This is a genomic window from Methanobrevibacter sp. (assembly GCF_030539555.1).
Classification (GTDB): domain Archaea; phylum Methanobacteriota; class Methanobacteria; order Methanobacteriales; family Methanobacteriaceae; genus Methanocatella.
In genome coordinates this window covers 1-14,385 of the sequence record NZ_JAUNXX010000013.1, presented here as the reverse complement: position 1 = coordinate 14,385, position 14,385 = coordinate 1, and the positions used below count along the sequence as shown (strand labels likewise).

Genomic DNA, 14,385 nt, shown 5'->3' with positions numbered 1-14,385 from the left:
TTGATTTTAAAAATATTTTTATGTAATTAGTTTTAATTATCTTAATATTTATATACTTTGTTAAGTGTCAATTCGAAAATATTTTTTGTGGGGTTGCATAAAATAGTAATGTTTATATACTATGGAGTGTAATATCAATATTGTATGCAAGGGTGCCCGAGCGGCCAAAGGGGGAGGACTTAAGATCCTCTGGTATAGGCCTTCGAGGGTTCGAATCCCTTCCCTTGCACTATTTTATAATTTTTTATTGATTTTTATTCCTGATTATGCCTTAGTGGCTCAGCCGGTAGAGCGCCACCTTGGTAAGGTGGAAGTCGGGGGTTCGAATCCCCCCTAAGGCTTTTCGCTATTTTTGTTATTATTATCTAATTTTCAAATGATGTTGCGAACTATTAATTTAAATACTTTGAAAAAGAAAATTATTAGAGATATGATGTTTATTAATTGATGGTTCAAGATGTGAAAATATGAATTATAAAAAGATTATACTTGTTGGATTTATATCAGCATTCGTTGCTATTTTAACTTCTGTATTGGGAGTCGCAGGTACTGTTATAGGTTCAGTTATTTCATCTGTTCTTTATAATATGCTCTCAGAAGCTTTAGAAAAACCTGTGACAAATGCTTCATTTAACAGTAAGAATTTTGAATGGGATATTGCATATATATTTCCGATTGTGGTCATAGCTATAATTCAATTGATGTTGATTTTTGCATTATTGGCCGAAAGCGGTGTATTGCCGGCTAATTTCCTGAATGCATATCTTTCACTTCAACACTTGGCTAACAATAATCTTTATAGGATTTTAGGTTTGGCTTTGATTGTGATGAGCATATATCCAATTGTATTGAAACCTGAAAATGTTAAAAAAATTCATGGTATCATCCTTGCAGGTGTTGGACTGGTATTTTTGGCAAGAGGTTTTGTCGATTTGGGAAATGCTGTTACAGATATATATGATGGAGCATTCATTCATTTTGATTTGGAAATAGCTATTGTCGCATTTGTGTTGATTGTAGTTGTGATAATTAGAGTTTTAATGTCTGCTTTGGAGTCTAGAAGGGAATCTGAAGTAGTTGAAAACAATAATGGTGAAAAAACTTTCACTCATAAGGTTTACCATCTCAAACATGAAGATATTGTGCATGATAAAAGACATATTGATCATGTTAAAAATGAAAAATCAACCTCTCCGAGACCTATCAGGTCAGTTAACTTCAATAAGTCCACCAATATTGATTTTGAAAAAGAGTCTAATGAAAACATTATCCAAGATAAATCCGGAAATAGTAAAGCCAGAGAAGTTTCCAAAAATGATGTTACCAATCCTCCAAAATCAGGAATCAACAAATCTTCTGATAATATCCGATTCGAATCTAATGATTTGCTTGAAGAATATAAAAAATAAGAGATAACATGAGTAAAAAAGATAAAACATTGAAGGACATACTGGATTTTATTCTATATGAAAATCCGTCCACACAAGATGAAATTGCAGAAAAGTTGGGAATTACTCGAAGATATGTTACTCAGCTATTACAGCCTCTTGTTAAAGATGGAACTGTTAAAAGAGCTTACATGATTGATTTAAAGGGTTATGAAAAGATTGCACAATCTTTAAATGATTATGTGGCTCCTGTTGAAACTTCTGGAAATGTCCTGATAAACGACATGCTGATTAATATGGCAGGTCATGTCCATTCACAGCTCGAAGAATCATTTAATGCCGTTTTGGAATATGATATAAATAGGGCAGAAAAAGCTTTAGAAATGGATTATGCTACCAATAATATGGTTGAAAAAATCAGGACTTCCGTTGAGACAATTGTCAGCATCAATAAACATTCTGAATTTTCAAAATCAATGCTTTATAATGAAGTTGCATATGATTTGGAAAGAATCGGGGATTATTGCGGCCATATCGCAAAATTTGTCATTAATGATGTTTATGAAATTGATGAGAATATACTTAAAAAATTAAAAAAGATGTATAAAACCGCACAAAAGATGATCCGTTTATCCATGAAGTCTTTCATTGAAGGCAAAACCGAGCTGAAAGATGACTTGATGGAATTGGAAGATTCGATTCATATTCTTCAATCAAAGGCCATTAATTTAATTGCAACTCAGATGGCTGAAAATTCTTTTGATGAGAAGGAACGTTCAAACTATTTCATATATCTTTTCAGAGTTATCAAAGCATTTGAAAGGATGGGGGATATTTCTGTTGAGATTATGGATGTTTCAATAGAGTTTCATGAGAATATTCCAAGGTCAACCACTCCTCGCAGTTTCAGGTAATTCTCATTTTAATATTTTTTTTAAAAAATTTAGTTCACTATTTGTGAAATATAATTCCTAAAAAGCAAACTTTATATACTACTTGTTGTGTAAGTTATTTGCAAGGTGATTGCATGGAAAAGAAAAATGCTATTTTTTTCATTGTTTTCATAGTATTGTGTTTATATTTATTAATGCCCTTTGGTGAATCTTATTCAAAGTTAAACATTGTCGGTTCAACGTCAGTTCAGCCATTATGTGAAGAATTAGTTGAAGAATACAAAAAGAAACATGGAGGTGTGGACATTAATGTCCAAGGTGGTGGATCAAGCTTGGGAATCAAATGTGCTGAAAACAGTTTGGCAGACATAGGAATGTCTTCAAAAGAGGTAAATCAGACCAATCTAAAAGAATATGAAATAGGGGTGGAAGGAATTGCTGTTGTTGTCAATCCGGATAATCCAATCAGTGATTTATCTTCAAATCAGATTAAAAGTATCTTTTCCGGAAATATTTCCAGTTGGAGTGAAATTTCAAACAGATCCGGAATGATAAATGTTGTTGTAAGAGAAGAGGGATCAGGAACATTGGATGCGTTTAAGGATTCAATAATGAATGGTACTGAAATAAGGGATGATGCAATAATCCAAAATTCTGCAGGAGCAGTCAAACAAGCGGTAATCAATGACAAAAATGCCATAGGATTTGTATCGCTTGTCAATTTGGACAATAATCTAAAAGATATAAAAGTGGATGGGATTGAAATATCCGAAAAATCAATTAGGAATGGTTCTTATGAACTAAAAAGACCGTTCACATTCATGACGGATAAAACTCCGAGCAAAGATGCAATGGATTTTATCAACTGGTCTTTAAGCAACGAGTCTTCAGAAATTTTTGAAAAGGAAAAAATTATTAAAATTGATTAAAATGAACATTAAGGAATATCTAATTGAAAAATCACTAAGCATAATTGTCCTGTTTTTGGTCATATTGGTGTTTCTATTGATAGTATTCATGCTGATAGAAGCGATTCCCGCATTTTATGATGTTGGATTTTTAAATTTTGTTTTGGGTTCTAACTGGATCCCTGACAATGGGGAATTCGGCATCCTTCCGATGATTTTGGGGTCACTTTACATAACTTCTATCGCTTTGTTAATTTCAATTCCACTGTCAATATCCTGTGCAATTTTTCTCGAAGAGATTGCTCCAAATACTTTGAAGAATATATTTAAACCGGTCATTCAAATGTTGGCGGGAATACCATCAGTAATTTACGGTTTTTTCGGATTGACTCTTATTGTGCCAATCATTCGAAATAATCTTGGAGGAAATGGATTTTCAATATTGGCTGCTGCGATAGTGTTGTCTTTCATGATTTTGCCAACAATTACCTCACTAACTCAGGATGCAATTAAATCAGTGCCTAACTATTATAAAGAAGCTTCATTCGGTCTAGGATCTACGCAATGGCAATGTATCAAAAGAGTAATACTGCCAATTGCAATGCCTGGAATAGGGACTGCTGTAATTTTGGGCATGGGTAGGGCCATTGGGGAGACACTGGCGGTTTTAATGCTTGCAGGAAATATTTCAAATATTCCTACTTCAGTTATTGATCCCATTCGGACATTAACTTCCAATATTGCTTTAGAAATGGGTTATGCAACCGGCATACATTACAATGCATTATTTGCAACTGCAGTAATTCTATTTGTCGTAATTGTATTTTTAATGATTGTCTCAGTATATATTCAAAATAGGTATGCAGTTAAAGAGGTGATTTAATGAATTCAAAAACGGTACAGAAATTCACTAGTTCTATTTTCATTCTTTCGGGAGCTTTTACATTATTAATATTGCTTGTATTGGTGGGTTTTATTCTGATTAATGGATTTCATGTTGTGAATTTGGAGTTTTTATTTTCTAAACCGCTGGATTCAGGAAGGCAAGGCGGAATATTTCCAATGATATTGTCCACAGTCTATTTGATTGTAATTACAACATTGATATCTGTCCCGATTGGTGTGGGCAGTGCCATTTACATATCTGAATATGCATCGAATAAAAGTTTGATAAACGTTATCCGATTTTCATCTCAGGTTTTATCATCTGTTCCTTCAATCGTGTTTGGGCTTTTTGGCCTTGCATTTTTAGTAATTTTTTTGAAAATGGGGTGGTCAATATTGTCTGGAGGGGTTGTATTGGCTTTGATGGCTATTCCAACAATATTTCAGGTTTCGGAAGTTTCTCTTCAATCAGTTCCGAGTGTTTACAGGGAAGGTTGTTATGCAATGGGTGCCACTAAATGGCAATGCATTATCTCTGTTCTTCTTCCCACTGCAATACCTGGAATTTGCACTGGAATAATACTGGCTATTACAAGAGCCATTTCAGAGGCTGCTGCTGTAATGTATGTGGTTGGTTCTTCATTAGATGTTCCCATATCGATTTTTGATACGGGGAGGCCTTTGCCATTACATTTATATATTCTGGCTAGTGAGGGAATATCCATGGATAATGCATATGGGACTGCTACAATCTTGATTGTTATGGTTCTTCTAATCACTTTGATTTCAAACATTGTCATCGATAACTATCAAAAAAAGTTAATGGGGTGTTAAAATGAAAATTAATGTAGAAAATTTCAATGTCACCTTCTCTGATAATCATATCTTAAAAAATATTAATCTAAAAATTCCAAAAAACACAGTCACTGCTTTGATTGGACCTTCTGGATGCGGTAAATCAACCTTTTTAAGATCCATCAATCGCATGAATGATTTGTCTGAGGATTTTAGTCATTGCGGTAAAATTTATGTGGACGGTGAGGATATTTATGGTGATGATATTGATGTTGTGGATTTAAGAAAAAAGGTGGGCATGGTGTTTCAAAGGGCCAATCCATTTCCAATGTCAATCTTTGAAAATGTGGCATACGGTCTTAAAATTCATGGGATGAAAGATAAATGTAAAATTTCAAGCATTGTTAAAAGAAGCTTGAAACAGGCTGCATTGTGGGATGAAGTGAAAGATAAATTAAAATCAAGTGCTTTAAGTTTATCCGGAGGTCAACAGCAAAGATTATGTATTGCGCGAACAATTGCTATAAATCCTGAAGTGATATTGATGGATGAGCCATGTTCAGCACTGGATCCCATTTCCACATTGAAAATTGAGGAGTTAATCAATGAACTTAAAAAAGATTATACTATTGTTTTGGTAACTCATAATATGCAACAGGCAAAAAGGGCATCGGATTACACATCTTTCTTTTTGGATGGTGAGATAGTAGAAAGCGGTTTAACAGGAGATATTTTCGAAAACCCGAAAAAAGAAAAGACTGATGAATATATTTCCGGCAGATTCGGTTAATAAAAAGAGGATTGGTTTTTAAACCAATCTATTCATCATATATTTTTGTTGTTGCATGTCTGTCTGCCCAACATTGCACACATACTCCAACAGGAAGGCCTGCTGTATGGGTATGGGCCTTTAAGATTTTAACATCTAACGCTGTTGTTTTTCCTCCAAGTCCCATTGGACCTATTCCGGAAGCGTTAATTTCATTCAAGATTTCCTCTTCTAATTTGGCAAGTTGAGGGTCAGGATTTCTTTCACCAACCTTTCCAAGCAAAGCTTTTTTACCAAGTTTCAAGCATAAATCAGAGGTTCCTCCTATACCAACTCCAATCACTGTTGGGGGGCATGGTTTTCCTTTGGCTTTTAAGACGGACTCAACAACGAACTCTTTAATACCTTCAATTCCATCTGCAGGAAGGGCCATTTTCAAAGCATTGTTATTTTCAGAACCAAATCCCTTTGGTAAAATTGTAATTTCAAGGTAATCCTCGTCAATTAATTCAATATCAATTGGGGGGATGTAGTCTCCAACATTGATATTAGTATTTTCCCGTGTAAGCGGATCTACGATGTTTGGTCTGATTGGAATTTCTTCAGTGGCTTTTTTGATTCCTTCTTCAATACCTTCGCGCAGATTTTCAACTTCAACATTACCTAATTTGACAAAAACCACTGGAAGACCTGTATCCTGGCACATCGGAATTCCCTTTTCTTCGGCAAGTTCAATATTTTTTAAAATAGCTTCAATATTTAACCTTGCCAGGTCATGTTCTTCAATTTTCAACGCATCTTCAAGTGATTTTTTAACATCTTCTCCTAGCACGATAACTGCCTGTTTGTATAATTCATAAACACTGTCTCTAATAACATCTTTTGTAATCAAAATAAAAACCTTGCAATAATCAATTAATCTTATTTTGATTTTGAAAAGATATAAATTTTTTTAAAAAAAGCTATTGGATTTTAATTATTCCGATTGGGCAAACATCTTCACAATCTTTGCATTTATTACATTTTTCATTATTTAATGTAATTGCTCCACCCAAAACTTCAAATGCATTCTGTTTGCAAGTTAAAATACATGGGGCATCTGATGGTTGGCAATTCATACAAAATAAAATAGGAGTGTCAACATTTGGTGTTTGTTGACAACTTCCGCAGGTTGTACATTCTGCACAATTTCCTGAATTATACATAATTCTTTATTATTCATCTAAAACAAGTCTTGCTCTTGCTTGACTTGTTATTACATGGACAAAGCCACCTTTTCCACTGTCCGGTTCATATAATCCCGCCATTTTGGCCAAGTATTTTTCCTGGTTTCTGGCTCTGATTTTTTCAGGATCAGCAACAGTAATGGCTCTTTTTGTGCATGCTTTTATACATGCAGGCCCTTCTTCTCTGTCAGCACAGAGGTCGCATTTTTCAGCAACTTTTGATTGGAAAGTCATTGCACCAAATGGGCAAACCATTACGCATAATCCGCAACCAATACATTTTTCAGTATTTACTCCATCATCTGTTATTGCATCTGTCGGACAGATTTTTATGCATGGTGCGCTTTCACAATGTTGACATACAATGGAATAAAAGGAAGAATCATGTTCTATAATTTTTATTCTACTTGCATTATGGACTGATGCACACATGTTTTCACAATTGAGGCATCCGTCACATAAGTTGTTGTTTACAACAATACTTTCCATTGTATCACCTTATAAACCTAGTTCTTTACACTCTGCATCAACATATTTTTGGATTTTTTCAATGTGTTCCTCATCTAAGTGTCTGAATCTTTTTTGTGGTGCCAAGTATTCTTTTACAGGTTTCCTTTCTTCTGGTCTGTAAGTAATCTCAAATTTACCATCAATGATTTCATATAAAATCCATGATCCAGTTTCAACAGCTAATCTACCCATTTCAATAGTTTTTTCAGAAGGGTATCCCCAACCAGTAGTACATGGTTGTTGTAAATGGATATATGCAGGACCTTTAGTTTCAGCAGCTTTTTTAACTTTATTTACATAATCTTCAGGATATGCGATTGATGCTGTAGCCACATAAGGAATTCCATGTGCAGCCATAATCATTGGCATGTTTTTCTTAGGTTTGTCTTCTCCAAAACTTGCAACACCTTTTGGTGAAGTGGTGGTACTTGCACCATATGGGGTAGCTCCACTTCTTTGGATACCTGTATTCATGTATGCTTCGTTATCGTAACAGATGTAAAGCATATTGTGTCCTCTTTCCATAGCTCCGGATAATGATTGTAAACCGATATCTACAGTTCCTCCATCACCACCGAAAGCAACTACGTTAACATCATCTTTTCCTTGAATTCTCAATGCACTTTCAACACCGGATGCAACGGCTCCTGAGTTTTCAAATGCAACATGTATAAATGGGATTTCCCATGAAGATTCTGGGTATGGTGTAGTCATTACTTCAAGACAACCGGTAGCAGAAATAGCTACAGTGTTTTCGCCTAAAGCATTAAGAGCTAATTTTACAGCAATGGATGCTCCACAACCAGCACAACCTCTGTGTCCCGGTGCTAATAAATCTTTATCAGGTATATCTACCATATCTATTCCTCCTTAAGTCCAATCCATGTGACATCTTGTTCTGGTACTTTGGTTTTTTCATAAGCTTCAATGATTGAGTCCGGTGTAATGTCTCTTCCACCTAAACCTGCAACAAATCCATAAATCTCTTTATCGATTTTAACTTTCATGTCCGCATAAAGTGCTCCACCAATTCCAAATGAGAAGTTTTTATCAATAACAGCTATTTTTTCACAATTTGCTACTGCTTCTTTGATTGCTTCAACAGGGAATGGTCTGTAAGCTCTAATTTTAAGCAAACCTACTTTTTCGCCTTTTTCTCTTAATTGGTCAACTATTACTCTAATAGTACTGCAAAGTGATCCCATTGCCACAAATATTATTTCAGCATCTTCGGTTTTGTACGGTTCAACAAGACCATATTGTCTTCCGAAGATTTCTGCAAATTCATCACAAGTTTTTTGAATAACTTCCAGGGATTTGGTCATTGCAACTTCCATGTCATGTCTTGCTTCAGTATAATAATCCGGATCAGCAAAGTTACCAATTGACATTGGTTGTTTCGGATCAAGGAATGCATGTTCTGGAACATATGGAGGTAAGAACTTATCTACACTTTCTTGGTCCGGAATCTCAACAGGTTCAACTGTGTGTGTTAAAATAAATCCGTCCAAACATACCATTGATGGAAGTAATATGTCTGGATTTTCAGAAACTTTGTAAGCCATTAAAGTTGTATCTAATGCTTCTTGCGCATTTTCAACATAAATTTGCAACCATCCGGCATCTCTTTGTGCAATTGAATCTTGTTGGTCATTCCAAATATTTAATGGTGCAGAAATTGCTCTGTTCGCATCAGCTAATACAATAGGCACTCTCATACCGGCTGCAGCAAATAAAATTTCATGCATTAACATTAATCCTTGTGATGATGTTGCTGTAAATACTCTTACTCCAGCACCACTAGCTCCAACAGCAGCACTTATTGCACTGTGTTCAGATTCTACTTTAACGTATTTAGCATCAATTCTTTCATCAGCAACATATTGTGCTAAGTATTCAGAAATTGTAGTTTGCGGAGTAATTGGATAAACAGGAATAACTTGTGGTTTAGCTAATCTAACAGCTTCTGCAACTGCTTTATTTGAGGTCATTACTTCTTTTATCATTTAATCACTCTCTTTATTCTTTTACCATTTCGATTGCATCGGAAGGACATTCGTTTGCACAAATTCCGCATCCTTTACAGTAATCGTAATCAATATCATGTTGTTTGTTCACACTGGCATCTGGACAAAATAGGATACAATTATCACAATCAATACATTTCTCTTTATCTAAAATTGGTTTAAATGTTCTCCAGCTTCCAGTTTTATTATTTCTACTATTACCTGGGTTTTTAATTACACATCCTATACTTACCATTAAAATCACCCTTTTTTATCCCATATCATAAGCTTTTTTGGTAGCTTCTACATTTAGCTCTCCAACTTTTCCAGGGAATGTTTCTTTAATCACTTCTAGAAGTGAGTCAATACTTACAGCTTGGGTTTTCTTAGCAAAATATCCTAAAATAATAGTATTTACAATGTTACGGCCTAACATATCTAATGCAATTCCAGTTGCATCAATACTGTAGACTTCATGTTCACCACTGCCTTCAAAACTTTCAGTGTTAATTGTTACTTCAGTATTGTCTTTAATTCCTGAAAATACATCTACTACATTTAATAATCCATCATCTAAAACTAATACGTAGTCCGGATTATATACTTGATATCTCAAATCAATCGGCTTGTCGTCAATTCTTGTGAAAGCCATTACGGGAGCTCCTCTACGTTCAACTCCGAAAAATGGAAAAGCTTGGGAGTAATTGCCATCTTTAAAAGCTGCTTTAGCTAAGATTTCAGCAGCAGTTACAGCACCTTGTCCGCCTCTTCCATGAAAACGAATTTCAATCATTAATTTTTCCTCCATATATTTATCATGTATAATCATTATAAATTCCAAAATATATAAATTTTATGTAATTGTTTTATTTTTTAATAAAATTTTTTAGATTAATTTAAATAGATTATTAGTTTTTTGTTTATCTTTTTAACAAATCTTATTATGTCTTTGTTATATTTTTTAGCATTTTCTATAATTTTTTTTAACAAATCTCACTATAATTGGATATTCTACTTTTCAAAAGAGTTAATATAATTAATTATATAATAGATATATAATTAGAAAATTTGTCGAGGAGTTCTTATGAAAGTTTTAATAATCACTGGCGAGTTAGCATATCCGTTAATTAAAGAGGTAGTTTCAAATTCAAAAGAAGAAATAATTGTGCATGTTGCATACAATACTCAAGTTGCCGCTTTTCTAACTCCAAGACAAATTATTAAAGAAATTAAGACTAATTTTTCAGACCAACTAGATGAAATTGACATGATTTTAGTTCCAGGTTTAATTAAGAAAGGAACAAAAGAAATCACAAAAGAGATAGGAATTCCAACGTTCAAAGGTTCTACTGATGGGGCAGACCTCGCAATGGTTTTAAATTTGGTTGGCAGCATTGACCTGTCTGAAGATAAACCTGCCGATAAACTAATTGAAGAGGAAAAAAGGCGGGAAGCATTTAAATTCATCGAAGAATTCGAAAATAATCAGGAAAAGATTAATGAGCTACTTGAAAAGCCCAACAATATTCTAATCAGAAATCTTCCTGTAGGTGAGGATTTTCCAATGAGAGTGCTTTCTGAAATAGCTAATGCTCCATTTTTATCTAAAGAAGCTTTAATCAACAAATGCCAATATTTCGTTGATTCTGGTGCAGACATGATTGATATTGGTATGGCTGCGGGGGAAGATTTTTCAGATAAAATTCCCGATTTGATAAAAACATTAAGGCCAATTGTAGGGGATAGGCCTTTAAGTATAGACACTTTAAACCCTAATGAAATTAAAGTGGCTGCAGAAAATGGTATAGACTTTGTATTGAGTCTGGATTTAGGTAACAACTCTGAAGTTCAGGAAATTTTAAAGGAAAAAGATATTCCTGCAGTGCTGCTTCCAACAAACTTCTCACAGGGTAAATCACCAAAAACCCCTCTGGAAAGAGTGGAATCCATGCATCAACTGATTAAGGATACTGAGGGATTAAGATATGTTGCTGATTTGATTTTGGATCCGGTTAACAGTTCAAGCATTGTTGAATCTATTATAGCATGTCATGAATTCCATAAAACCAATAAAGCACCAATGTTTTTTGGAGTAGGTAATGTCACTGAACTGATGGACGCAGATTCTGGTGGTGTCAATGTTCTGCTTGCGGGAATTGGTATGGAACTGGGTGTGAGCATACTTTTCACTCCCGAAGAGAGTGGAAAAACACGGGGAAGTGTCTATGAGCTTTCCACTGCATCTAAAATGATGTTTCTTGCAAAACATAGAAAATCAATTCCAAAAGATTTGGGAATTAATATGGTTGTATTTAAAGATAAACACAAACGAAACGATATAATCTTAAATGAACTTGATGAAATTCCAGAAATAAGGCAATCAAAACCATTAAAATTTATCAGAGATAAAGCAGGAAGCTTTAAAATTAGTGTTGATTATGGAACTACTGTTAAGGAAAGTCGCATAGTTGCAACTCATTTTAAAAAGAATAATGCGGATTTGGTCATTGTTGGCAGTTCTGCAAAAGAAATTTATGAGGAAATCATTTCAAAAGAATTAGTTACAAGAATGGAACATGCAGCATATTTAGGTTCCGAACTTAAAAAAGCAGAAATTGCAATGATTACTGGAAAAGATTATGTTCAGGATTTTGAATTATTCAAAAATCCTGATGAATTTAAAAATTAAGTTTAATCAAAATCATTTGTGTTGTATGTGTCCTCGGATTGTCCTGCTTGATGGGTGTCTTCGACATATTCACTTTCACTATATGAACTGTCTGAGGTTTCGGTATTCTCACCACTATCCGAATCACTTTCTGGTGCATTAGGATCAGTCAATCCACTGTCATGACTGGAATCTGATGATTGTGAAGAGTCGCCTGTTGTATTTGCGGTCACATTACTTATTGTGGTTGATGATGTGTTTGAAGCAGGTGTTTCTTCAATTGTAGGTTCTTTATTTAAATGTATTCCACCGCCGGTAACAAACAATGCTATGCTTCCAACAATTATGATAAGCACAACAAGTGCGATAATTATCATGTTGTCACGTTCCATTTTTTTACCTCCTTAATAAATATCTATTATATAATTATGCTTTATTATTTTATATATTAGTTACATAAAGTTTATATTATTTTATAATTAAATGTTTATTAATAATAAAATTATATGAAGGTTTCACAGTGCAAGTTGAAAACATTACTATTAAGGATATAGATAAAAGCCTTTTAGATGCAGAATATGTTTCTAATAATGAAATCTCGACAACATTGTATTTGTCTCTGCTGCTTGGAAAACCTATGCTTATTGAAGGTCCTCCTGGTGTTGGTAAAACAGAACTTGCAAAAGTAATTGCCAAAACTTTTGAAAGAGACTTCTTCAGGATTCAATGTTATGAGGGCATTACTTTTGAACAAATAGTTGGTGAGTGGAATTATCAAAAACAGTTACTGCACTTGGAAGCGGCTAAAAATGAAACTAATAAAGAAGATAAAATCTTCGATGAAGATTTCTTTATAAGAAGGCCTCTGCTCAATGCATTTCTAAATGAAAATGATTCAGTGTTGTTAATTGATGAAATAGATAAGGCAGATGAGGAAGTGGAAAGCTTTTTACTTCAAGCTTTAGGCGAACAAGAAATAACAATCAATGATTTGGGAACATTTCAACTTCAAAATGATTTGATTGTGGTATTAACTTCTAACTCTCAGAGGTCTTTGCTTGATGAAACTAAAGACAGGTGCTTATTTTTATATATTCCATACCCTACTGTTGAACGGGAAATAGAGATTGTCAAATCAAAAATACCTGAAGCTGATGACGATACTGTTTCAACAATCGTAAAACTGGTTCATGATATACGTAACCTCAACCTATTGAAAAAACCATCAGTAAGGGGAACAGTTGATTGGGTAAAATCCGTTTCTAATCTCGGTACTAAAGACATGGATAAATCTTTAAAAGACAGTATAGGTGTGGCTATAAAAAATGAAAGTGATAAAAAAAGAGTCATTAAAGATATTTTAGATAAAAGATAAAATGATTAAAAAAATAGCAACTCTATCCAGTCAACTCAGACAGCAAGGTCTTCCTGTCAGTGTCAGAAGCACCCAATCTGCCGTTCAAATTTACATGAATTTTGGTGAAACGGACAGACAACTTTTAAAAACTGCATTGATGGCAGTTTATGTTAAGGATAGATATGACATTCCTAAATTCAACAAGGTCTTTGAAGAAGTTTTCAAAATTAAAGTCGAAAATGAAGTTGCTAAAGAAGATGTGCGCGGTACCGCATACAGGGGAACCGGTCCCAAATCCAATAAGTACATAATCAAGAAGAATGAAAGTGCTTTTAGGAAAGTTAACAAGGAAAAAATGGAAAATGAAAAGCTAAAAATGTTGTCCGGTCAACCTCTCTTGGATGAAGTTAAACAACTTGAAAGAGATGGAGAGCTAATGAATAAAGATTTAACAAAGCTCAATAGGTTTGATCCAAGAATGCTTGAAATTTGCCAAAGATTAGGCAAAAGGATAGCCAACAAACGTTCAAGAAGAAAGGTCAAAACAAGTTCCAATAAAATTGATATGAGAAGAACCATTCGTGCCAACTTAAAATATGGTGGAGTTCCACTGGAGCTTGTTAAAGCCAAGCCAAGACCTCATAAAAACGAACATTTGTTTTTGAATGACATTAGCGGATCCTGCGAATGGATTAGTAGCTGGTTTTTCATGTTAATGTTTTCAGCACAGACAGCTTTTAAAAAATCACGAACTTTCGAGTTCGACAACAAGGTCATTGAAACCACAAATGCCTTAAAAGAGGAATACTTGATAGATTCATTCATTAAAGTCAAGGACTTGAGAGTTAAGAACATGATGGTTCATGGAACTTCGGACATGTACAGCTCATTTACCCAGTTCCAGGAAATGGCCAATATCAATAATAAATCCTATGTTATAATATTATCAGATTGCAGGGATTGGGCGGGTCCAAAAGTCC

Annotated in this window: 17 protein-coding genes and 2 tRNA genes; 11 read left to right on the top strand and 8 right to left on the bottom strand. The window is 34.2% G+C overall.

Annotated features, from left to right (window positions below):
- Positions 1 to 146: 146 nt before the first annotated feature.
- The 8 genes from Q4Q55_RS04360 (at position 147) to pstB (ending at position 5,659) form a co-directional block, all read left to right on the top strand.
- Positions 147 to 229, top strand: a tRNA-Leu gene (locus Q4Q55_RS04360).
- Between the two features lie 39 nt (positions 230 to 268).
- A tRNA-Thr gene (locus Q4Q55_RS04355) sits at positions 269 to 341 on the top strand.
- Between the two features lie 126 nt (positions 342 to 467).
- Entirely contained in the window at positions 468 to 1,409 is a 942-nt protein-coding gene (locus tag Q4Q55_RS04350) for a hypothetical protein (RefSeq protein ID WP_303371602.1), read from the top strand.
- A gap of 8 nt (positions 1,410 to 1,417) precedes the next feature.
- On the top strand, positions 1,418 to 2,302 hold the full coding sequence (locus tag Q4Q55_RS04345) for a PhoU domain-containing protein (protein WP_303371601.1): 885 nt from the start codon (positions 1,418 to 1,420) through the stop codon (positions 2,300 to 2,302).
- Between the two features lie 113 nt (positions 2,303 to 2,415).
- Positions 2,416 to 3,210, top strand: a complete 795-nt coding sequence (locus Q4Q55_RS04340) for a phosphate ABC transporter substrate-binding protein (RefSeq protein WP_303371600.1) — start codon at positions 2,416 to 2,418, stop codon at positions 3,208 to 3,210.
- Position 3,211: 1 nt separating this feature from the next.
- Complete coding sequence (pstC, locus tag Q4Q55_RS04335; RefSeq protein WP_303371599.1) at positions 3,212 to 4,072, top strand: phosphate ABC transporter permease subunit PstC; 861 nt, start codon at positions 3,212 to 3,214, stop codon at positions 4,070 to 4,072.
- On the top strand, positions 4,072 to 4,908 hold the full coding sequence (pstA, locus tag Q4Q55_RS04330) for a phosphate ABC transporter permease PstA (RefSeq protein WP_303371598.1): 837 nt from the start codon (positions 4,072 to 4,074) through the stop codon (positions 4,906 to 4,908). The genes pstC and pstA overlap by 1 nt, the downstream gene beginning before the upstream one ends.
- Before the next feature lies 1 nt (position 4,909).
- Positions 4,910 to 5,659: a phosphate ABC transporter ATP-binding protein PstB gene (gene pstB / locus Q4Q55_RS04325; RefSeq protein WP_303371597.1), complete on the top strand. Its 750-nt coding sequence runs from the start codon at positions 4,910 to 4,912 to the stop codon at positions 5,657 to 5,659.
- A gap of 28 nt (positions 5,660 to 5,687) precedes the next feature.
- Here pstB and Q4Q55_RS04320 read toward each other — a convergent pair whose 3' ends face one another.
- The 7 genes from Q4Q55_RS04320 to Q4Q55_RS04290 all read right to left on the bottom strand — a co-directional run bounded on the left by Q4Q55_RS04320 (position 5,688) and on the right by Q4Q55_RS04290 (position 10,173).
- Positions 5,688 to 6,530: a fumarate hydratase gene (locus Q4Q55_RS04320; RefSeq protein WP_303371596.1), complete on the bottom strand. Its 843-nt coding sequence runs from the start codon at positions 6,528 to 6,530 to the stop codon at positions 5,688 to 5,690.
- Positions 6,531 to 6,600: 70 nt separating this feature from the next.
- Positions 6,601 to 6,843 (bottom strand): 4Fe-4S binding protein, encoded by a 243-nt coding sequence (locus tag Q4Q55_RS04315; protein ID WP_303371595.1) that lies wholly within the window; start codon positions 6,841 to 6,843, stop codon positions 6,601 to 6,603.
- Positions 6,844 to 6,852: 9 nt separating this feature from the next.
- Complete coding sequence (locus Q4Q55_RS04310) at positions 6,853 to 7,353, bottom strand: 4Fe-4S dicluster domain-containing protein (protein WP_303371594.1); 501 nt, start codon at positions 7,351 to 7,353, stop codon at positions 6,853 to 6,855.
- A gap of 9 nt (positions 7,354 to 7,362) precedes the next feature.
- On the bottom strand, positions 7,363 to 8,232 hold the full coding sequence (porB, locus tag Q4Q55_RS04305; protein WP_303371593.1) for a pyruvate synthase subunit PorB: 870 nt from the start codon (positions 8,230 to 8,232) through the stop codon (positions 7,363 to 7,365).
- A gap of 2 nt (positions 8,233 to 8,234) precedes the next feature.
- Positions 8,235 to 9,380, bottom strand: a complete 1,146-nt coding sequence (gene porA, locus Q4Q55_RS04300; RefSeq protein ID WP_303371592.1) for a pyruvate synthase subunit PorA — start codon at positions 9,378 to 9,380, stop codon at positions 8,235 to 8,237.
- 13 nt (positions 9,381 to 9,393) lie between these two features.
- A complete protein-coding gene (porD, locus tag Q4Q55_RS04295; protein ID WP_303371591.1) occupies positions 9,394 to 9,636 on the bottom strand; it encodes a pyruvate synthase subunit PorD in 243 nt (80 codons plus the stop codon).
- 15 nt (positions 9,637 to 9,651) lie between these two features.
- Complete coding sequence (locus Q4Q55_RS04290; RefSeq protein ID WP_303371590.1) at positions 9,652 to 10,173, bottom strand: pyruvate ferredoxin oxidoreductase subunit gamma; 522 nt, start codon at positions 10,171 to 10,173, stop codon at positions 9,652 to 9,654.
- A 291-nt stretch (positions 10,174 to 10,464) separates the two neighbouring features.
- Between Q4Q55_RS04290 and Q4Q55_RS04285 the strand changes: the two genes are divergently transcribed.
- Positions 10,465 to 12,069 carry a dihydropteroate synthase-like protein gene (locus tag Q4Q55_RS04285; protein ID WP_303371589.1) on the top strand — a complete coding sequence of 535 codons (1,605 nt, stop codon included), beginning with the start codon at positions 10,465 to 10,467 and terminating at the stop codon, positions 12,067 to 12,069.
- A gap of 2 nt (positions 12,070 to 12,071) precedes the next feature.
- Here the strand turns inward: Q4Q55_RS04285 and Q4Q55_RS04280 are convergent, their stop codons facing one another.
- The gene (locus Q4Q55_RS04280) at positions 12,072 to 12,440 is read right to left on the bottom strand and encodes a hypothetical protein (RefSeq protein ID WP_303371588.1); all 369 of its coding nucleotides are present in this window, start codon (positions 12,438 to 12,440) and stop codon (positions 12,072 to 12,074) included.
- 128 nt (positions 12,441 to 12,568) lie between these two features.
- Here Q4Q55_RS04280 and Q4Q55_RS04275 point away from each other — a divergent pair, with 128 nt between their 5' ends.
- Both Q4Q55_RS04275 and Q4Q55_RS04270 read left to right on the top strand, forming a co-directional pair.
- On the top strand, positions 12,569 to 13,423 hold the full coding sequence (locus Q4Q55_RS04275; RefSeq protein ID WP_303371587.1) for a MoxR family ATPase: 855 nt from the start codon (positions 12,569 to 12,571) through the stop codon (positions 13,421 to 13,423).
- Position 13,424: 1 nt separating this feature from the next.
- The coding region (locus Q4Q55_RS04270) for a VWA domain-containing protein (RefSeq protein ID WP_303371586.1) at positions 13,425 to 14,385 on the top strand (961 nt) is incomplete at its 3' end.

Bases quoted from the DNA above. Each gene is read 5' to 3' on its own strand.
- Q4Q55_RS04340 (WP_303371600.1), top strand. From the start codon at position 2,416: ATGGAAAAGAAAAATGCTATTTTTTTCATTGTTTTCATAGTATTGTGT.
- porD (WP_303371591.1), bottom strand. From the start codon at position 9,636: ATGGTAAGTATAGGATGTGTAATTAAAAACCCAGGTAATAGTAGAAAT.
- porB (WP_303371593.1), bottom strand. From the start codon at position 8,232: ATGGTAGATATACCTGATAAAGATTTATTAGCACCGGGACACAGAGGT.
- Q4Q55_RS04345 (WP_303371601.1), top strand. From the start codon at position 1,418: ATGAGTAAAAAAGATAAAACATTGAAGGACATACTGGATTTTATTCTA.
- Q4Q55_RS04280 (WP_303371588.1), bottom strand. From the start codon at position 12,440: ATGGAACGTGACAACATGATAATTATCGCACTTGTTGTGCTTATCATA.
- Q4Q55_RS04290 (WP_303371590.1), bottom strand. From the start codon at position 10,173: ATGATTGAAATTCGTTTTCATGGAAGAGGCGGACAAGGTGCTGTAACT.
- pstC (WP_303371599.1), top strand. From the start codon at position 3,212: ATGAACATTAAGGAATATCTAATTGAAAAATCACTAAGCATAATTGTC.
- Q4Q55_RS04285 (WP_303371589.1), top strand. From the start codon at position 10,465: ATGAAAGTTTTAATAATCACTGGCGAGTTAGCATATCCGTTAATTAAA.
- Q4Q55_RS04315 (WP_303371595.1), bottom strand. From the start codon at position 6,843: ATGTATAATTCAGGAAATTGTGCAGAATGTACAACCTGCGGAAGTTGT.
- Q4Q55_RS04350 (WP_303371602.1), top strand. From the start codon at position 468: ATGAATTATAAAAAGATTATACTTGTTGGATTTATATCAGCATTCGTT.
- Q4Q55_RS04310 (WP_303371594.1), bottom strand. From the start codon at position 7,353: ATGGAAAGTATTGTTGTAAACAACAACTTATGTGACGGATGCCTCAAT.
- pstB (WP_303371597.1), top strand. From the start codon at position 4,910: ATGAAAATTAATGTAGAAAATTTCAATGTCACCTTCTCTGATAATCAT.
- pstA (WP_303371598.1), top strand. From the start codon at position 4,072: ATGAATTCAAAAACGGTACAGAAATTCACTAGTTCTATTTTCATTCTT.
- porA (WP_303371592.1), bottom strand. From the start codon at position 9,380: ATGATAAAAGAAGTAATGACCTCAAATAAAGCAGTTGCAGAAGCTGTT.